We start from the raw sequence: 20,369 nt of genomic DNA, 5'->3' as shown, positions 1-20,369 counted from the left end.
TAGGACGTTGCCAGGCTGTAACAATTTTATTATTCCGCAGTAGCTCAGTGGTAGAGCTATCGGCTGTTAACCGATCGGTCGTAGGTTCGAGTCCTACCTGCGGAGCCATTCTTTTATGGAGAGCTGTCCGAGTGGCCGAAGGAGCACGATTGGAAATCGTGTAGGCGGGTAACCCTGTCTCAAGGGTTCAAATCCCTTGCTCTCCGCCATAAAAACACTATCTATATTGTATGGCCCCTTGGTCAAGTGGTTAAGACACCTCCCTTTCACGGAGGTAACACGGGTTCGAATCCCGTAGGGGTCACCAGATTTTTTTCACGATAGTGAAAAAAACTTTCCTGTAATATGGAGGATTAGCTCAGCTGGGAGAGCATCTGCCTTACAAGCAGAGGGTCGGCGGTTCGATCCCGTCATCCTCCACCAAAGTTTTTCGCGATAGCGAAAATAACTTTCCATAGTATTTTTATTGTCGCGGGGTGGAGCAGTCCGGTAGCTCGTCGGGCTCATAACCCGAAGGTCGCAGGTTCAAATCCTGTCCCCGCAATACGGTCTGGTAGTTCAGTTGGTTAGAATGCCTGCCTGTCACGCAGGAGGTCGCGGGTTCGAGTCCCGTCCAGACCGCCATCTATATTTTAAACCTACTGGTTTTTAATAAAGAGGCCTAATAGTGTGGCTCAGTAGCTCAGTCGGTAGAGCAAAGGACTGAAAATCCTTGTGTCGGCGGTTCGATTCCGTCCTGAGCCACCATTTTAATTCTATTGATTATATGCTTGCCGGTTTAGCTCAATTGGTAGAGCAACTGACTTGTAATCAGTAGGTTGGGGGTTCAAGTCCTCTAGCCGGCACCATTAGGTGAAAGATTCATATTATGTGGAGGGGTAGCGAAGTGGCTAAACGCGGCGGACTGTAAATCCGCTCCCTCCGGGTTCGGCGGTTCGAATCCGTCCCCCTCCACCAATGTTTTTCACGATAGTGAAAATAACATTCTATATATAGGGGTATAGTTTAAAGGTAGAACGAAGGTCTCCAAAACCTTTGGTGTGGGTTCAATTCCTACTACCCCTGCCAAATAATTTTATTGTGGCGATTGTGGCGAAGTGGTTAACGCACCTGATTGTGGTTCAGGCATTCGTGGGTTCGATTCCCATCAGTCGCCCCATTAAATCATTTTTCATTGGGCTATAGCCAAGCGGTAAGGCATCGCACTTTGACTGCGACATGCGTTGGTTCAAATCCAGCTAGCCCAGCCAATTTGCGGAAGTAGTTCAGTGGTAGAACACCACCTTGCCAAGGTGGGGGTCGCGGGTTCGAATCCCGTCTTCCGCTCCATAATACGGCGCCATAGCCAAGTGGTAAGGCAGAGGTCTGCAAAACCTTTACCACCGGTTCGAATCCGGTTGGCGCCTTTATTTAATTTAATATCATTTATATTTTGCCGGGGTGGCGGAACTGGCAGACGCACAGGACTTAAAATCCTGCGGTAGGTGACTACCGTACCGGTTCGATTCCGGTTCTCGGCATTACAAATCTAAAATTTTATTATGCCGGTGTGGCGGAATTGGCAGACGCGCACGACTCAAAATCGTGTTCCGTGAGGAATGTCGGTTCGACCCCGACCACCGGTATCATCAATCGCTTATCAGGCGAAAAAAACGTTTCTTACACTAAGTAAGAAACGTTTTTTTTTTACTTTGTTAATTTATATATAGGATCTCCGTGACTGTATTTTAGTAATTCTATCTTTTCCAGTCATCATGAAGACTTCATGGTTAAAAGCCTATTTAAAGTCCAATTCTCGTCAGTAAAAACTATATGTCTAAATAGAATTTTTAAGTAGAATCAATATATGTAAAAGGAAGGGGATGAAAATGGGAAATATTGATTTAAGAAGTCGGAATATTAAAAAAGGGGAGGTTTGTTGTTTGCAAAATCGAAGTTACAAAAAGGCAAAAATGCTTACATTCAGTTTTATGCTACTTTTCTCCTTAATTGCTCCATACACGGGTTTTTATTCGCAGGCAATTGCTGTCGAAGCTGCTGCTACAGATGTTCACAATGGGGGCTTTGAAGAAGTTGAGATTCCTGGTTGGAGCCTTGTTACGAGTAATACATTAAGTAGGGTTTCCATTAGTGAAGATAGAGCCCACTCCGGTTCGAAAAGCTTATATTTTAATAATCCAAGTAATGAAGAACAATTGCAAATGAAAAGTGAGATGCTACCTGTAACTCCAGGTGGATCCTATACGGCTGCGGCATTTGTGAACGTAGTTTATCAGTCTCACAGTTTAGGTTACGAGGTCCATTATTTTAATGAACAGAATGAAAAAGTGGGAAGTGCAACTTTTATTAATTTTGGAACTGCAGCTTTAGGAAAAGATCAATGGACAGAAATTCGTGTACCCTTTGTCGTTCCAGCTGGCGCTACACAGGTTCAACTTCGCTTTAATTCAGGAAAAGTGGCGATCACAGAGGCCTACATAGATGATGTAGCAATCAATACAGGATTTGAAGAAAATGGACTAGCCGTTGTGAATGCAGGCTTTGAAGAGGAACTCGCTATTCCTGGTTGGAGTCCAGTAACTCAAAATTCATTAAGCAGAATTTCTATCAGTGAGGAACGCGTCCATACTGGATTTAGCAGTCTTCATTTTGATAATCCAAGTAATCTAGAACAATTGCAAATAACAAGCGACATGATTCCCGTTACCTCAGGTGAACCCTATACTGCAAAAGCCTGGGTTAATGTGATTCGTCAGTCCCATAGTATTGGTTACGAGGTTCATTACTACAATGATCAAAATGAAAAGATTGGTAGTCCAACCTTTATTAACTTTAAATCAGCTGATATAGGAACGAATCAATGGAGCGAGATCAGTATCCCATTTACAGTCCCGGCGGGTGCAACACAGGTTCAACTTCGATTCAATTCTGGGACTATCGCTATAACTGAAGCCTTCATTGATGATGTATCCATTGTAGGTATAGGTAGTGAGGGTCCGCCTGTAGAAATACCAAACAGCGAAATCATGAATCCTAGCTTCGAAGCTGAACTACAGGATGGAGACATTCCGGGTTGGATATCTGAATTTGCTGGGCCAGGCATTACAATCAGTTCAGAGAGGGCTCGCACTGGAGTGCAAAGCTTACATCTGCATGATACTACTGATAAAGCAGGAGTCAGTGTTTTAAGTGATAAAATTGCCATTGAGCCTAGTGAATCCTACCTGTTAACAGTCTATACCAATGTTGTGAATCAAACACATAATATTGTGACTGAAATCCGCTATTTTGATGCAAACAATAATAGAATTATAGAACATAGACAACTTAATGGGAATTTGCCTAGAAACGAATGGAAGGATTTAAAAGTATTTAGTGATGCACCTGACAATGCAGCATATGCAAGACTCTCATTTTATTCTGGAGGAATTAGTTTTACCGAAGCCTATTTCGATGATGTTACTTTAGAAAAAGTGACTGACGATTCCAAATTAGACCGAGAATATGGACCGTCTACTAATCTTGGAGAAATGGTTAGTGTTCAATTAGGTCAAGCTGGTGCTATTCAGGAAAATAGCCTTGGAGAGAATGAAGTATACTATCATTCCAATGGGCACCCTGGAACGTTTTCAGTGTTAGATGCAGAGACAGGGGAACTCAAGTTTTCAAAAGTGATCCCAAATACAGAGGCCGTTTGGGCAATTAGCATTGGTCTGGATAAAAACGTATATTTTGCAGGTACTTCTGATGGAAAATTGTATCGTTATGTCCCAGCTTTAAAAGAAGTTCAGGAGCTTGGAGCCAACCCTTCCGCAGCATGGGTTTGGGATTTGGAAGCTGCCGATGATGGTAAAATATATGGTGCCACCTATCCAGGTACAGGAGTGTTCGAGTATGACATCAACACCAGTGAATTTAAAGACTTCGGCAGTGTTGTTGACCAAGATTATGCTCGTGGATTGGCGGTAGATGGAGATTTTCTCTATGTTGGAATCGGAACAACCAAACATCTTTATAAAATTAATCGACACACAGGGGAAAAAGAAGAGATTATTATTGAAGGTCAATCCGGTGAAAACGGGATTATCCAAGACATTTGGGTTGTTAATGGTAAGCTGTTAGTTGCTGTATCAACTGTAAATATGTTAGTAATTGATCCAGCTACAAAGACAGTGGAAAATTCGTTTGTGTTTAGTAATATGATTTCTGAACCGGACCCTGACCAACCTAATATTTTCTATTATAAAAATGAATCACAATTGTACAAATATGATATGAATACCAATGAGTCATCATTGATTGAAGGAATTCCACTTCTACCAGATACATTGCGGGTAAAGGATATGTCTTGGATTACCTTATCAAATGGTGAAACCGTATTGGCGATGGTAACGCAATATGGGGAATATATGCTGTATAATCCGGATTCAAATGAGTTGACCTTTGTTGCTTTAAATCTTGCGGCAACATCTGTGGCGATTCAATCACTAGAAGCTGGTCCCGACGGAAAAATTTATATGGGTGGATATCAGCGTGGAATGAGTGTGTATAATCCGTTTACAAATGAAATCGAAGTTAATATTCCATCTTTTGCACAGCCAGAAGGAATTGGATTTTTGAATGATAAAGTATATTTTGGAACATACGTGGGGGCCATTATGTACAGCTATGACCCAACACAGCCAGTAGATTTAAACAGCAATCCGAATCTTGAATATGATATTACCGATGAACAAGATCGTCCTTTTGCGATCACTTCAGGTGATAACAAGCTCTTTGTCGGAACAATCCCAGATTATGGGGTATTGGGAGGGGCCCTTGCTATCTATGATGCAGATACAGAGAAATGGTCTCAGCAAAGAAATGTAGTTCAGGATCAAAGTATTATTAGCTTAGCCTATCATGATGGTAAATTATTTGGAGGTACATCGATATGGGGTGGTTTAGGAATTAATCCTGCAGCTGATGAAGCCAAAATATTTGTTTGGGATGTTGAAAAGGGTGAAAAAATTGCCGAATTCACTCCTGAAATCCCGGGAATCGATGTAACACCGAAAATGATTGGTGATTTATCAATAGGCCCTGATGGATTCTTATGGGGAGCCATAGAAGGAACTATTTTTAAAATGGACCCTGATACCTATGAAGTATTAGATAGTAAAGTGATAAGACCTAGCTTATATAACAGCAGCAAATGGTTTCCGTACCAACTAAGTTGGGGACCTGATGGAATGTTATATACAACATTGGCCCGCAGCCTAATTGCTATTGATCCTGAAACGTTGGATTACAAAGTGCTTGAAGAGGATTTCATGAACAGCATGACGATTGGAATGGATGGAAGTATTTATTATGCCCTAGGCAGTGAGCTTCATAAAATTGCTGTACCTGAAACGGATGCAACGTTAAAATCGGTTACGATTAATGGGGAGGCCCTGGAAGGTTTTCAACAGGGAGTACTAAACTATACAGTAAATGCTAAGCCAACTGAAAACATTCTAGTTGAAGCGAATCAATCAGGTGCTATTTTGGATATCGTCCATTCAACCGATAAAACAGAAATTATAGTCATTGGTACGGATGGAAAATCAACGTTAACGTATACCATTGTTTGGTCAGATAAACCAGGAAAACCGGATAAACCAGGAAAACCGGAGAAACCAGGAAAACCAGAGAAACCAGAGAAACCAGAGAAACCAGGTAAAAATTAAATAGTAAAATCAAGAGGGTGTCCCAACTTTGGGGACACCCTCTTTTAACGATTGTTAATTAGAATAAGTTTTTTCAATTGAATCTACATTGTTGTGTAATGCATTTTTCAATGTTTCATCAATGTTGCTGTTATCTAAATGATTACGAAAATCTTCGAGGTGCTTCATTGCTTGTTTGGTATTACCTTTTTGGTAATGATGTTCCCCTTGTTTCAACTTGTTTGTTAATTGTTTTGCCAATGAATGGGGAATGCCACCTGCTTCTTCTAACTCAAAAATTTGCGCTGATAAAGTATCAGTTGTGACTTCAACAGTTACAATTAACTTATTGGTAGTGACAACTTCTCCATTGTAAGCAACTTTTGCATAAATTTCGGTTGTTCCAGCATTTTTACCGATGATTTTACCTTCTTCAACGATAGCAGCATTAGGATTTGAATTCACCCATTCTATTTCAGCACCTGCTAAATCGATTGTGTTTCCATTTACGAGTGTAACAAACAAATCAATGTTCTGTTCGGCCCCTTGAAGTAATGAATCATTTGCTACCGTCAATGTACCTTTGTCTAGTCGAACTGGTAATTGATATAAGTTATGGTCGGCTGTATAGTAAATATTGCCCTCATTATCAAGATCCATTAATTGAACATTCCCGGTAATTAATTGTTTGCTTTTCATTGTTTTCGGATCGATGACTGTTAATTGGCGTCCTGCTGTTGTGTAAAGATATCCTTGATTATCCCAGCGTATGAAAAATGGTCGCCATTGACTTCCTCTGTTTACACCTTTATAAAGTTCCATGCTTTTAATAATTTCTCTATTTTTTGGATTCATCGCAAAAATCACTGTGTTATGGGCACCGGTTTTATCTAATCCCCATGCCACTCCCCAAATGTTTCCATCAGGCCCTACAGTTAGTTCACCAATCATTTCTGGTTTCTCTAATCCATCCACATGAAGGTCGAATTCTTCGTGCGTACCTGTTTCAACATCATATTTAAACATTTTTGCCTTGTGTTCGGTAGGGTCAATACCGAGCCCTCCAGAAATAGTCGATCCCCCAAACACGGTACCATCCAAATAAGCTAATCCAATGATACTTTGATTTTTAACAATATTACGGATTGTATTCCATTGGTCCGTTTCAGAATCGTAAATAGTTAATGCACCGCCAAGTCTTCCGTAATCAGAAATGGTACCAACAAACAGCTTGTTGTCGCCTGATGCAAAAGTGAAAGGCCTGCTTTGATCATCCCCGATGTCCTGAACCATCACCGGATTATCACCACTTACACCACCTGAATAATTAAACGGAAGGTCTGGATCATATTTAAAAATTCTGGCGCCCCCATAGGTACCTAAATAAACATCGCCATTCAAAAATCCGATTCCCTCTATTTGGTGAGGATCCCGTTCATGCAGGATATATTCATCGATAGAAGTATCAAAGACTCCAAAGGAACCTTGATATCCGCCCATATAAATTTTTTGATCTTCACTAATTTCTAAACTTTGCATTAATAGTCCTTGCATATCTACTTCAGGATAACTTATTTTTACAGCATTAGTAGTTGGATCAAAGATAGAATACTCGATTTGATGATGTAAGATGGCTAATACATCTTTCCCACTTTCATCTTTTATCCAACTCATCGCTTTTGCCGGTGTGGCAGGCAATTGAACAGTCGGTTCTACTTTTGCCGTTTCATGTGTTGTCATATCGTATGTCCATAATTGCTGCGTATTTTTATTAATATAGTAGATAATATTTTCAGCATATGGTGATGGAGATGATATAAGCCCATCAAAGGTATGCTCATCCTGCCAATTCATGGTACTTTTCTCTTCGCCTGTTGTCTTGTCGATAGTAACCATTGAAGTTCCATAAGCAACAAAGATATTATTTCCATACTCCCAAATATTTGATATTTGTGTTGCAACGCCAGTAATTGGAAGTTTAATTTCTGTTCTTTCACGGGTTGCAAGATCCATTTTCATTAAATAAGCCGTTGTACCAGTACCTACATAAAGAGATTCTTCAGTGATTCCAAGTCCACGTGCATATTGTTGACCCTCATAAAAAGTACCTAAATCGTTAAATTGGGCAGATTCAATATCATATTCAAACACTTTAGCATTTGGATAGGTAGCGCCATAGATTTTCCCATCAACAGAAGCCTCTAGCTGCCAGACCCAATTATCAGATGGATTTTTTCCAAGCTGCTCAAGGCGTTTTTCCTCGACGACATATCTGTATAAAATTCCATTATAGGTGCCTGCAAAATAAACATTGCCATCTGCACCGATGACCATTGCCCAAACGACATCACTGCCCGGCAAGTCTTGAGAAAATATCTTCTTACCCGTTACAGAATCCGTTGCATAAAAGGTGGCTGGTGAACCGTTCGTTGCATAGTAGAGCTCGCCATCACCTATGGCTACCCCTTGAGATTTAGCAGCTAATGCGGCAGGACCATGATTAATAGGTTTACCATATTCAATAGGGAAATCTAAAATATTTGATTCCTTTTCAAATAGCTTCACATCATCATAATATCCCTTCATGTTGGAGGTGGTTGGTTGATAGATAAAAACCTTTACTCCCGTTGCACCGGCTGGAGCAGTTGCTTCGATTTCTACTGTTTGCCACTTATTGAAGGCAGGAACATCAAAATATTTTGGTGTGTCAGAAAAATTCTTTCCTTCATCATTATACCAACGCAGCCAAATTCCGGGTTTACCTGTTAATTCTTCAACATACAGCTGTGCTGATAATTTATATTGATTTCCTGGAGTTATATCAATTTCCTTACTGAATAATCCAACCGCGCCTTTATTATCCACAGCAAGACTTTGATTGCCAGCAAAAACTACATTCTCTGTTATCTTCATTCCAGTTTTAAGTCCGCCTGTCCAATAAACCCATGATGGCAGATTTGTTTCAGAGGCTGTTTCTGCTTCAAAACCACCGTTTTCTATATTTAGCTCTTTCCAACCATCTGCAGCCTTTGCAGAGATAGGTTGCTGGTTAAAGGGAAGTGATGATAGAACTAGAATGGCTGCTAGAATACAGCTATAAAGTTTTTTAATTTTATATTTCAATATTTTTTCCCCCTTATCTACAAATCTATCTTTCATATTGATAAAGCTTATGTCCTCTAGCAAAATAGATGTTTCCATCAGGATCCATTGCAAAAAGGTTGGCATCTTCTACTAATACCTCTTGATCCAACGTATCAGGATTGATTCTAAATAATTCTCCGTGAGCTTGGCCATATAGAAAGCCATCTTCATCAAATTCTAAGAAACCACCGCGCCATAGATGTCCAATTGAATCCCAATTCACTGAATATAGTTCCTTTGTAGCAACAACTTGGTTTGTTTTAGTATCGTATTTAAATAAAATACCTGAAGTAAGCCCCCATAGATTGCCTTCCTTATCAAAGGTTAGGGCAGAAATGGCTTTTTCACCAGGTACAGGGATGGTTTCGAACTGCTTTTCACCAGTTTCCATATTATAGACAAATAATTTTGCTTCTTCCTCTGTAGGCGAAATACCTAAACCGCCCCAAACTGAAGTACCGCCATATAGCAGCCCATCCTGATACGCTAATGAGATCACACTTTGATTTTGAACAATATTTCGATGAAGGGTATAATCATTTGCTGCTGGATCAAATATAGTTAATGCCCCGCCGAGTTGTCCATAATCCGGAACCGTACCGATGGCCAATAGATTACCTGCAGACTCTAAAGCAAAGGGGCGATCTTGACCTTCAGATTTTAAGCTAAAATGTTGAACTGGATTTACACCCATTTCATAGCTTTGCATCGGATTATAGGAATGTAAGAACCCCCCAGGATAGATCCCCATGTATAAACGATTTTGATGGGTAATCATTCCTTCGATTTGTCCTAGACCCTTGTTCTCTGTTACTTGGTTTGTTAGATAGTTAAATTCAGCTAGCCCGCCAGATAAATATCCACCGACAAATATGTTTCCGTTAGGACCTTGAGTAAGGGATTGGATACCAACAGGCTGACCGCTCAATTGCCCCTGTAAAATTTGATGATTTCCGGTAATCGGATTGTAATGACGAATTTTTCCATCCCAAGCAATGGATACTAATGTTTTGCCCGGATATTGATTATTTTTAAATTTTGCCCAGCCGAAATCTCTTGCTGAGAAAAGATTATTAAAACCAGTTGGTGTTAGCTTCAATGAGTTCAAATCATAGGAATACAGCTCTTCATTTTTGATAAAATAAACCAAATTACCTGGACCAGGTTCAGAAACATCAAGTCCATTTGCACCATCAATCTCGTCCACGATCTTCATTGTTTTCAAGTCAAATACTAGAATCGTATTACTAGAACCGGTTACCCGCGCGAACATTTTATTGTGAACTACATCGATATCATATACATTGGTTCCTTTTGCATATTTTTCAGGCAGAGGGATTTCCACCTTTTTACCAGACTGGATATCTACCTCGAAAAGATTTGCTCCATTCGTTCCGATGCCAACATAAAGCTTGTCTTTATGGACAGCAAGGCTTCTAGAATATTGTTGTCCTTCCATGATTTGTCCATAATCCCGAAACTCGTTGGTTTCAGGATCATATTGGAATACCTTTCCATTAGGGAAGGTCCCCCCATAAATGCGTCCATCGTCATCGGATTTTACTCGCCAAATAAAGGATTCACCTGGAATCGGATTCCCTAAGTTCTCTACATGATCTGCGCCTGGAACATATTTAAACAAAGAGGCTTTTGAGTTTGTTCCGACATAGACATTTCCCATCGGATCAACCGTTACCCCCCATGCTCCACTTGCACCATCTAGTGGAAAGCTAGCAACGCGCTCGCCGGTTTTTGCATCAAGAACATTAAAAACAGCAGGGGAACCGTTAGCGACTGCGTAAATCCAATCTTCACCATTTGGACCTTTTCCGTAATCAGCTGCGGGAACGGAGACTGAATTCAGAACAGTACCAATCTCACGAACATTACTTTCCTCAGCATTTGCTGGAGGACTTCCAACAACACTTGAAAATAATAAAAAGAATATTACTGTAAACAAAATATAAGTAAATGTTTTTCTTTTCATAGCTTACCTTCCTTTCGCTTTTTGATAGGGGAGGGAGACTGATGTTGTAAATAATTGGTTGTTTAACTCACAACATTTGAAAACGATTACAAATTTTAAGGTCAAAACACCTCGATTCCTCTACTCACTAACTGACTGTAAGTTGGAGTATAAATTGGTATTCATTAGAACTATTAAAAATTTTCTAATTTCAGTTAAAGGATAAATAAGGAAACTAGTCTTTAATATGACGATAAAGAAGTTAGTACTTTAGTAGGTGGGGAGAAATGATGATAATTACCTAAATTTATTTACACCCAATTAAAGACAATTTTCAGACTTGTTACACTATTGCGATAGAAATACAATGGGGAAGATTAAGTGGATGTTAGCTTTACTACCAATCAAAAGGGAGAGGGGTTTTACTGTGGCAGCGAAAAAGAAGGTAATGCTGTTATTCTTATCTATTCTGTTAGCGCTTTCTGGAACTTTTCAGGGATTATCACTATTTTTAGAAAATGCTAGTGCGTCTACAACATCAACATCGATCTTAGTAAAAAATAGTAGTTTTGAAGAGGCGGTGGTGGATGGACGAATACCTAGTTGGACACCATTGTTCGCGACAGGGCAGGGATACACGTTTGAAGTATCAAATGCACAAGGTGCAACAGGAGATAATAGTCTTCATATTTCCGATAGTGATAGGGGAAAATCAGTCGGCTTGCTAAGTGAACCGATTGTCGTTCAACCAGGGGATTCGTACACAGGTACAACGATGTTGTATTTGAAAGCCAATAGTACTGCAAGCTTACGTATACAATTTTATGATGAAAATAACAAGCAGATTCCAACAGTAGAGTATGTTACACACAGTGAAACGTCTAAGGGATTTCCAGTCGAAAAATGGTCAAAGGTGTCAACACCATCTGCCAAGGCACCGAGTAATGCGAAATCTGCAAGAATAGTAGTTTTTACAACAAGTTATGCCATTGCACAAGCCTATTTTGATGATGTGGCCATTGAGGGTGAAATAGTAGTAGAACCAATCGGAAAAGATATAAGAAATTCGAGCTTTGAAAAACCATTATATAATGGGAAAATCCAGTACTGGGATTCGTTATTTAATGTGGGAGCTGATTATAACTATGAATGGAATGAAGAGGTTAGTTCAACTGGAGATCATAGTTTAAAGATTTATGATCAATCCAGAAATCAGTCAGTTGCCTTAATTAGTGATTATGTTTCTGTTACACCAGGGGATTTTTATACAGGTTCGAGCAAGTTGTATTTAAAAGATGGTGGTACGGCAAGCATCGATATTCGTTTTTATAATGCAGATAATACCCGAATTGATGTAGGTGCAACTGAAATGCATTATCAATCAGGAAAAGACGTTCCAGTCGTAGAATGGAGTGATATTTATACTAGAAAAGTAGTTGCACCGGATAATGCGGTTTATGCAAGAATGGTAGTGTATACAACATCGTACCAAATTGCTGAAGCATACTTTGATGATGTTACGATTATACATGAAGCAGATCCATCACCAGCAACACTAACGATTACTGCTCCTGCTCAAATAGAAAAAGGTGAGACATTTACAATTAATTTAGAAGCAGCAAGGGTAAAAGAACTTTTTCAGATAAATGCCTATCTTATCTATGATCGTCAGAATTTACAGTTTACAGGATTTGAACCACTTGGTTCCTTTTCAACAGAAAATGCATCGGTAACAGCAGAAGATTCAAATGGGAAAATAAATATTTTAGCCTCTACCAATCCGGAGCAGCCGGTAGATAGTGATTCAGGGATTGTACAACTGCAGTTCAAAGCGATTTCGGACTCTGGACAAGCTTGGGCGGTATTGAGTAAAGAAACGATATTGAACAATGAATTTCAGTTAGAAAGTGATCAAACTTCATTGATTAGTATTGGAGAAGTGAATGGGAAACTCGGTAACTTAGTTTTTGGTGAGCCCGAAAACCTTAATGCACCGATTGCGGATACTCTTGGATTGTTTGATGGACATGCAGGAAAAGAATCCGGTATCAATGTCATGTATACGACAGTAAAAGGAGTTCCTCCAGTTTTTCATGTTATGAATATAGATGACCATAAGCTTATTCGCAGTTTGCCAATGGAAGGTGCAGGGGACGTTTGGAGCCATACGATTGCACCGAATGGAGATGTATATGTTGCTGCAGGTGGACAGCTTTGGGTCTACTCTCCTGTAACACAGGATATTAAAAAAGTTTATACGCATAGTACAGAGAATGTATTTTGGGCACTTGAACATGATGAAGCTGGCAATATTTATATTGCAACAGGTCCACTGGGTAAAATTATTAAATATGACCCAAGTACACAAACAGCACATGATTATGGTCGATTAATGGGACATATTAGCCAAGAATATGTACGTTCTATTGATTATAGTAATGGGTTTGTATATGGCGGAACTTCCCTCGGAGAGATTTATAAAATCAATGTAAAGACTGGTGAGAAGGTTGAAATTGCTTCGCCGCTAAATGAAGAAGGTTATGTATATGATTTAGATATTGTCGATGACAGGCTGTTAATTGCCCGTTTTGAAACGTCCCAAACTAGATATGTGTATGATTTACAGTCAGAACAATGGCTAGATGTTAAAATTGAAAACAGTACTTCCGGTCTTCAGCTGCCGAAAACTTCACAAGATGGAAAAATTTATATGCCGGTTAATGGGAAAATAGCTTCCTTTGATGTCAATACATTTGAGGTAGTAGAAATTGTTGATTATGGTACAGGATTTAGAGGTGCCGATTGGGTAGAATCATCTGATCCAGACCTCCCAGGGGTAAGTTTGGTGACGATGAATTTTGCTGGAAGTTATATATTCTTTAATCCAGCTACTGGAAAAATTAAAACAATCAATAATTTCTTGCCTCCTTCACCTTCTATCACCCATGTGTTTAAGAAGGGGGAGAATGGAAAAATCTATATTACCGGCATGCAAGCTTCTAAGGCAGCCGAATATGATGTGTTTACGAAAGATTTAAAGCTTTTCCCTATGGGGCAAGCTGGAGCCGTCATTCCTTACCAAGACAAAGTCTACTTTGGAGTTTATCCGGGTGCTGGTTTTGAGGAATATACTCCAGCAAGCGGCAATAATCCTAGGAAACTATTTAAGATTGGGGATGAACAAGATCGCCCAATAAGTGGGATTGAAGCCGAAGGGAAAACCTTTGTTGGGTTGATACCAGACTATGGTGAACTTGGTGGAGCTTTAATGGTTTATGATCCATCTGCTCAAAACCAAGAAGAATCTCACAAGGTATACCGCAATATTGTAGAAAATCAAAGCATTATTTCTTTAGCATATAAGGATGGGAAAATTTATGGATCAACAAGTATTAACGGTGGACTTAGTTCTGAGACCAGCGCTAAGGAAGCAAAAATCTTTGTGTGGGATATAGAAAAAGAAGAAAAAATAAAGGAAATCTCATTAAATATTCCTGGTCTTTATAGCCCTCCTGCTATTGGTGGACTTACCATTGGATCAGATGGATTGCTTTGGGGTGCTGTAAATGGAATTGTGTTTGCAATGGATCCAGAATCACTTGCATTAATTAAATATAAAAACTTGTTCCCTTCAGATGGTTCTTGGGGACAATGGGGAGCGTATAATGCCGAATGGCATAACGATATCCTTTATTTGCAGCTCGGCCGCCGACTTGCAGCCATCGATCCAACTACACTTGATTTTGTTTACTTTGAGGATTCAGAAGCCTTTACGATTGGTGAGGATGGACATCTTTACTATTCACCACGTTCAAATCGAACGTTAATGTACAAGGTAACCATTACAGATAAAACACATCCTGGGAAATTAAATTTGAATGGTCCATTAAGTGTTGAACGAGGGGAAGAATTTGAAGTAACGCTTCATGCAAATCAAGTCAATAATCTTAATCACTTTATCGCTCAAATGGGATATGATTCAAAAAACCTTATATTTAAATCAGCTAAGTTGGCTGGTACATTTAGTGAAGAGGGTTCAGAAATCCAAGTAACTAAAAAACCTGGAAAATTAAAAATTGAATCTGCTTTGACTGACGGTAAATCACTAACTGAAGACGCTCAAATCATTGTGCTCCGCTTCAAAGCAAAAAAAGAAACTGATTTAACTAGTATTTCACTATTGGCTGAATCTGTGGTATCTAATGTGGACCGTGATGAGGACGTAATCACTGGAAAGGATCAATCCATTACGGTGAAGATTATACCTTCAGTAAAGGGGAAGCAGCCAGTAAAGTCAGGAAACAAGATTAAATGAAGATAAAAAATGACTACATTACACAAAATGGTAATGTAGTCATTTTTTTATTGCTTTCCAAATGTCGATTTCATTCGTAAGATAGGGTCGTCCTCTATGGAATCATCCCACTCGAGTACATGTCCGTAATTAACTAACTGATCTTTCAACTTTTCATAAGATATGTCTTGTACAGTTGTATTGTTCTGATAGGCTAGTGCTGCCGCGGCTCCTGCAGATTGGCCTAATATCATGAAAACAGGCTCCATTCGAATCGAACCATATGCGATATGTGAACTAGATAAACAAACTGGAACAAGTAAATTGGTACATTCATCAGCTTTAGGTCGAATACTCCGGTATGAAATAGGATATGGCGAAATGGGGATTTCAACATCCCCCTCATTGTATACACAGCCGTCGATAATCACTCTTCTACAATGATGGGAATCCATTTGATAGGAGGCCAGGCCAATCGAATCCTCAACTGAAAGATCCCCTAAACAATTATGATCGGTCATAACATAGTCAGCTAGCATTCTTCTTGCTTCTCGTATATACAACTGATGAGGCCAATGCCCAGTTTCCTCGAATTCATCCTTTGCCAATCCCCACTCACTTACCTCGTCTCGAACCGCTTGTGGAACTTGTTCATCATTTGCTAAAAAGTACAGCATGCCAAGGTTATATGTGAAATGGTCTTGGAAAATTTTTTCACGCGTTTGATAGTTTCCATCTGGCCATTCATAATTCATCCCAATGTTATCAGTGGAAAATCCGCCATAATTATTTAAGTCAGTTTTTCTGCTTGGGAGAAATGTATGAAGGTTCATTGCATCCCAAACCCCAGCCTTGATGTATCGTAACAATAAAGCATATCGTTCCGGGTCATAAGAAGGTGGTTTAGGAAAAGAAACACGGTTATCAGGATTTTTTGTTAGGCAAACCCGGAAGTTAAACGCTTGAATTCGGTTATCTCCTTGTCCTTGATACCCAAGAGTTTCATGCGTGGTTTCTGTAATGCCTGGTAACACCCCGCTTAAAGGGTCTCCTTCGACCACATATGGGTCAATCCATTTTTCAAATTGATGGTGGGGATGTCCAAACTGAATTCCATTATAGGTCTCTTTGTACGTGGCATTCGATTCTCTGCCCACAAAGTACGAAACACCTGCTTTAGCCATTAGGTCGCCTTCATAGCTAGCATCAATGAAGAATGATCCCTTATATGTAGTGCCATCTTCCATTACTATTTCGATAATCTTGCTATTTTCTGTTTTTACAACTTCTAAATGCTGGCTAAAAAATACATCAATTTCATTATCTTTAAGCCAATTATCAAATACAAATTTTGCGGCTTTTGGTTCGAAAGTCCATTGTTCATCGGTGTGGTAATACTTTCCTAACTCTTGAAAGAATTCTCTTGATAAACCTCCAATTGCTTCTTTAGCACCACTATCAGAGGCACCTAAACCACTGGCTGTAATACCGCCAATATGGGTACCAAATTCTGCAATTGTTACAGACAAGCCCATCCGTTTCGCTTGTATGGCTGCTGTGATTCCAGCAGGAGTTGCACCATATACGATTAAATTTCTTTCAATTATCTTTGGTTTTATTGGTTTAGTAGTTGGTAAGTAATAATGTAATGCACTGAAATCCATTTGATTACCTCCTCGGTTTTACTTAAAGTTTAAAATAATCATTGGAATAAGCAAGACTATTAACGGACTTTAAGTATTTTGGCCAGAAAAAAGAGTGCACACATATGGGCACTCTTAAACGAATGAACTAGACAATGAATTTTTTCCGACTATTAATTCTGTGAAGGGCACGATTGCTACACCAAGTAATTGCAACTGCTAAAACACTTCCAGTAAATAAAGGGATGATGCCTGGTATGAATCTTATAATGATCATTAGAAGCATGCAGGAGGTAAAGATTAGTATCGTTTCTAATAGAGCACTGGCGCCGATTAAAAAGGATTGTTTGATATATTGAAAGAACTTCATTTCAAATTGTGTGTAGATAGGGAAGAAATACAGTAAAGTAACGATGTATGAAATAGTAATAAATCCGATAACGGGATAGAGCCATTGTAATTTCTCAGCATTTTTTAGTAAAAATAAGAAGTCAAAAACTAACATATAGCCAATCATGATAAAAAAGATCCCATATTTATTCAGGGAAATAAACTCTTTCTTATAGATGCTCCAAAAAGTATGGAAAATTTTCTCGACAGGCTCTTTTCGCAGCCACTTTTGTACAATTGAAAACATGGCACCAGTGGAGGGGAACAGACCAAATAGCACCACACCTAGTAGAGTAAAACCAATCCAAAGTAAATTTAAATAAGCCACCTTTAACATCCAAATTGCAAAAGTATTAAATTTTTCCCATCCAGTCAAATAAACCACCTCATGTAAAAATAGTGTAATGGAATTATTTAAAGACATTTAATAGACGTGTCACATCATAAATAATAAAAAGTAGGTTATATAGTTTAGTAGTAGTATAGCATAATTCAAAATGTTAACTAAATAAAAACTGAGGTGAAAAGAATGATAGAATACCGATTATTACAAAAGGGAGAATTTCAACAGGCTTTTGATTTAGCAGATAAAGTATTTCGTAAAGAAGGACATGTGTCTATGGGAAAAGCCTTCCCTCAAGTGTTTTCTTCAGCTTTAAATCAATCATATGGAGCCTTTATCGATGAAAAATTAGTCTCTTTTATTGGATTAGTTCCATCAGTTCTTCATATCGAGGGTGCAGAATTGCAGGCTTTTTCAATTGGTGCAGTCTGTACGGAGCCTGATTATCGTAAAAGAGGACTAGCGAATACACTTTTACAAATAATTTTTGAACATGTCAATAAGTCAGGCGCTTCTGTACTATTTATTTCTGGAGATTTACCCATCTACATGAAACAAGGATGTACCTATTATGGAAAAATGAATCAATATAAAATTCATCCAAATGATCTTCAAATAGATGAAGACTATACAGTTCGCGAGCTGCAACCTTATGACTGGTTTCAGTTAAGGAAACTAAGTCAAAATCGATCGATTCGATATGAACAAAGTATTTATGAAATAGCTCTCCTTAATGAGGCCGCTGGTTTTGCTAGTATTTTTAAAATGAATCATAAAGTTCTTGTAGCGGAAGAAAATCAAGAATTAAAAGCATTTTTAGTGTTTGGAATGCCATATCAGGAAAAAGAAAATATAGATTCTCGAGTGATAGAATGGGGAGGAGACCCTTTAGCCATTCGAGGTTTACTTGCAGAGGCCATAAAATACGGTTTAAATTCTTTGTTGGTCAATATTCCTGCATTTGAAACAGCCCTTATCCAACAGCTGGACTCACTGGAGAAAGTGCAAGAACCGTATCCGGGAACAGTGAAGATTATGAATTTGGATTTACTATTGAAACAGCTTCGATCATATTTTGAAGGAAAATTAGAAATTTTGGATGAAGATGAAGATCATAAAAAACTTATCTTTAAACAAACTTCTATAGTAATAAATAATCAGGAATTAGAGGAGCTAATATTAAAAGGGAACAAAAGGTTTGATCCATATTTAGATAGTTTTTTTCCAGTTCCCTTTCCATTTCCACAAGGGTTAAACTATGTTTAATCAATCTGAATTTGTATAGAGACTATATTAATTCATGAATTATATTAAAGACACTTTATAGACTTGTCACAATATGTAAAAAAATCTAAAATGTAGTTATTAAGAATTAAGGGTGCTCATTTTTTCGGCACCTATTGTTAACGCTTCCAACTATATGTTTTTTACAAAAAAGGGATAAGGGATGTAAGGAGGGGATCAATAAAAAATAAAAGTTTATTAGATTTAAGGACTTTAAGATTTTTATTTCAATAATTAAACGGGGGTTTATTACATGAAAAAGAAAAGTCAATGGTTACTGATACTTATGGTAGCATTTAGTTTAATTCTTGCAGCTTGCAGTGATAAAACAAGTTCAAAACCAGGTGATGACAAAGGTGAAGATAAAGTTGATGGTGAGATAACCGTTTGGGTACATCCTTATACAAGTGATGCGAAAAAAGAAGAAGCAATGTGGAAAGACATTATTGCAAACTATAATAAAGAGTTTCCTGATGTAAAGGTAAATATTGAAACCATTCCTTGGTCCAATCGTGATCAAAAAGTGTTAACTGCATTAGCTGCTAACAATGGACCAGATGTTTTCTATGCCATTCCTGACCAAATGCCACAATATGCAGATGTAGGAATGCTTCTAGAATTAGATCCCTATTTAGATGAGGGTGATCTTGATGGATTCGTTGAATCTTCATTAGTATCAACAACATGGAAAGATAAGAAATACGGATTACCAATTTTACAAGAAGCCTATACATTCTTCTATAATGTAGATGTTGTTAAAGCGATTGGTGAAGATCCAGCTAATCTTCCAAAGACTTGGGAAGAATTTGAAGCTTGGGCAGCAAAAGCAAAAGAAAAGGATTTCTATGCATTAGCTTATTCTGGCGGAGGTTCCATGAACGGTACCATTTATCCATGGATTTGGCAAGCTGGCGGCGGTGTTGTGTCAGAAGATAATAAAGTTCTAATCAATAGCGCAGATAGTGTTAAAGCGTTCGAAATTGTTAACAAGATGTACCAAAATAAATATATTCCTGAAGATTCGATTACAGCAACCAACCAAAATGAATTATGGTTTGGTGGGAAAATCATGGCAGTTCTAGGCTCAGGTATTGATGTTACAATGCTGCAAAAAGAGGGTAAGTTTGAGTTTGCCATTGCAGAACCATTAAAGAATAAAGAACAATTAACGTATGGTACGACGGGAATGTTTGTAGTACCTTCCAATACTGACAATCCAGATGCAGCCGCAGAATTTGTCAAAGCAATTACCAATGCTGAAAACCAACGAATTTTCAATAATGTGACACAATATATCCCAACACAAGAAGAAGCGAAAGACATATTTGATTCCAATGAACATATGAAACAGCTATCCACATATACACAATATGCATTACCTGGTGTGATTCACCCTAAAGGTCGTGCCATCATGCCATTTATTCAAGCAGAAATTCAATCAATGATGTCTGGAGAAAAAACTCCTAAAGAAGCAGCAGACGCAGCAGCTAAAAAGATCGAAGCCGAATTAGCTAAGCCGTAAACGAATAGTTTCTTTAATTAGAGAGTTTTATTCCAACGTGAATAAAACTCTCTGTTACTTAACAAAAAAGGAAATAAGGTGATTGCTTGGAAA

Annotated in this window: 8 protein-coding genes and 16 tRNA genes; 20 read left to right on the top strand and 4 right to left on the bottom strand. The window is 38.5% G+C overall.

Translation table 11 applies throughout. The features are described from left to right. Positions 1-33: 33 nt before the first annotated feature. The 17 genes from V7108_RS17805 (at position 34) to V7108_RS17725 (ending at position 5,711) form a co-directional block, all read left to right on the top strand. A tRNA-Asn gene (locus tag V7108_RS17805) sits at positions 34-108 on the top strand. A gap of 9 nt (positions 109-117) precedes the next feature. After that, positions 118-209: transfer RNA gene (locus tag V7108_RS17800), tRNA-Ser, on the top strand. A gap of 23 nt (positions 210-232) precedes the next feature. Next, positions 233-307, top strand: a tRNA-Glu gene (locus V7108_RS17795). Positions 308-347: 40 nt separating this feature from the next. After that, positions 348-423, top strand: a tRNA-Val gene (locus V7108_RS17790). Positions 424-470: 47 nt separating this feature from the next. Continuing rightward, positions 471-544 (top strand) — tRNA-Met (locus V7108_RS17785). Positions 545-547: 3 nt separating this feature from the next. Further along, a tRNA-Asp gene (locus tag V7108_RS17780) sits at positions 548-624 on the top strand. A 47-nt stretch (positions 625-671) separates the two neighbouring features. Then, positions 672-747, top strand: a tRNA-Phe gene (locus tag V7108_RS17775). Between the two features lie 25 nt (positions 748-772). After that, a tRNA-Thr gene (locus V7108_RS17770) sits at positions 773-848 on the top strand. A gap of 24 nt (positions 849-872) precedes the next feature. Beyond that, positions 873-957 (top strand) — tRNA-Tyr (locus V7108_RS17765). A 37-nt stretch (positions 958-994) separates the two neighbouring features. Beyond that, positions 995-1,068: transfer RNA gene (locus V7108_RS17760), tRNA-Trp, on the top strand. 15 nt (positions 1,069-1,083) lie between these two features. After that, positions 1,084-1,159: transfer RNA gene (locus V7108_RS17755), tRNA-His, on the top strand. Between the two features lie 16 nt (positions 1,160-1,175). Further along, a tRNA-Gln gene (locus V7108_RS17750) sits at positions 1,176-1,250 on the top strand. A gap of 4 nt (positions 1,251-1,254) precedes the next feature. After that, a tRNA-Gly gene (locus V7108_RS17745) sits at positions 1,255-1,329 on the top strand. Positions 1,330-1,335: 6 nt separating this feature from the next. Then, a tRNA-Cys gene (locus V7108_RS17740) sits at positions 1,336-1,406 on the top strand. Positions 1,407-1,434: 28 nt separating this feature from the next. Next, positions 1,435-1,520, top strand: a tRNA-Leu gene (locus V7108_RS17735). 23 nt (positions 1,521-1,543) lie between these two features. Then, positions 1,544-1,625 (top strand) — tRNA-Leu (locus tag V7108_RS17730). Between the two features lie 297 nt (positions 1,626-1,922). Continuing rightward, positions 1,923-5,711 carry a carbohydrate binding domain-containing protein gene (locus V7108_RS17725; protein WP_335568972.1) on the top strand — a complete coding sequence of 1,263 codons (3,789 nt, stop codon included), beginning with the start codon at positions 1,923-1,925 and terminating at the stop codon, positions 5,709-5,711. A gap of 54 nt (positions 5,712-5,765) precedes the next feature. Here the strand turns inward: V7108_RS17725 and V7108_RS17720 are convergent, their stop codons facing one another. Then, a complete protein-coding gene (locus tag V7108_RS17720; RefSeq protein ID WP_335518994.1) occupies positions 5,766-8,813 on the bottom strand; it encodes an FIMAH domain-containing protein in 3,048 nt (1,015 codons plus the stop codon). A gap of 25 nt (positions 8,814-8,838) precedes the next feature. Beyond that, positions 8,839-10,821: a WD40 repeat domain-containing protein gene (locus tag V7108_RS17715; protein WP_335568971.1), complete on the bottom strand. Its 1,983-nt coding sequence runs from the start codon at positions 10,819-10,821 to the stop codon at positions 8,839-8,841. Between the two features lie 406 nt (positions 10,822-11,227). Here V7108_RS17715 and V7108_RS17710 point away from each other — a divergent pair, with 406 nt between their 5' ends. Then, complete coding sequence (locus V7108_RS17710; protein ID WP_335568970.1) at positions 11,228-15,115, top strand: cohesin domain-containing protein; 3,888 nt, start codon at positions 11,228-11,230, stop codon at positions 15,113-15,115. Between the two features lie 47 nt (positions 15,116-15,162). Here V7108_RS17710 and V7108_RS17705 read toward each other — a convergent pair whose 3' ends face one another. After that, positions 15,163-16,758: an FAD-dependent oxidoreductase gene (locus V7108_RS17705; protein ID WP_335568969.1), complete on the bottom strand. Its 1,596-nt coding sequence runs from the start codon at positions 16,756-16,758 to the stop codon at positions 15,163-15,165. Positions 16,759-16,885: 127 nt separating this feature from the next. Further along, the gene (locus tag V7108_RS17700) at positions 16,886-17,503 is read right to left on the bottom strand and encodes a YesL family protein (protein WP_335518982.1); all 618 of its coding nucleotides are present in this window, start codon (positions 17,501-17,503) and stop codon (positions 16,886-16,888) included. A 153-nt stretch (positions 17,504-17,656) separates the two neighbouring features. Here V7108_RS17700 and V7108_RS17695 point away from each other — a divergent pair, with 153 nt between their 5' ends. Together V7108_RS17695 and V7108_RS17690 are read left to right on the top strand one after the other, a co-directional pair. Further along, complete coding sequence (locus V7108_RS17695) at positions 17,657-18,736, top strand: GNAT family N-acetyltransferase (protein WP_335568968.1); 1,080 nt, start codon at positions 17,657-17,659, stop codon at positions 18,734-18,736. Between the two features lie 271 nt (positions 18,737-19,007). Then, entirely contained in the window at positions 19,008-20,276 is a 1,269-nt protein-coding gene (locus tag V7108_RS17690) for a sugar ABC transporter substrate-binding protein (protein WP_335518977.1), read from the top strand. The last annotated feature ends 93 nt before the right edge of the window (positions 20,277-20,369 follow it).

Source organism: Neobacillus vireti, assembly GCF_036962345.1.
Classification (GTDB): Bacteria; Bacillota; Bacilli; order Bacillales; family Cytobacillaceae; genus Neobacillus; species Neobacillus vireti_A.
This window is presented reverse-complemented; position numbering and strand designations above follow the sequence as displayed.

Bases quoted from the DNA above. Each gene is read 5' to 3' on its own strand.
- V7108_RS17715 (WP_335568971.1), bottom strand. From the start codon at position 10,821: ATGAAAAGAAAAACATTTACTTATATTTTGTTTACAGTAATATTCTTT.
- V7108_RS17705 (WP_335568969.1), bottom strand. From the start codon at position 16,758: ATGGATTTCAGTGCATTACATTATTACTTACCAACTACTAAACCAATA.
- V7108_RS17695 (WP_335568968.1), top strand. From the start codon at position 17,657: ATGATAGAATACCGATTATTACAAAAGGGAGAATTTCAACAGGCTTTT.
- V7108_RS17690 (WP_335518977.1), top strand. From the start codon at position 19,008: ATGAAAAAGAAAAGTCAATGGTTACTGATACTTATGGTAGCATTTAGT.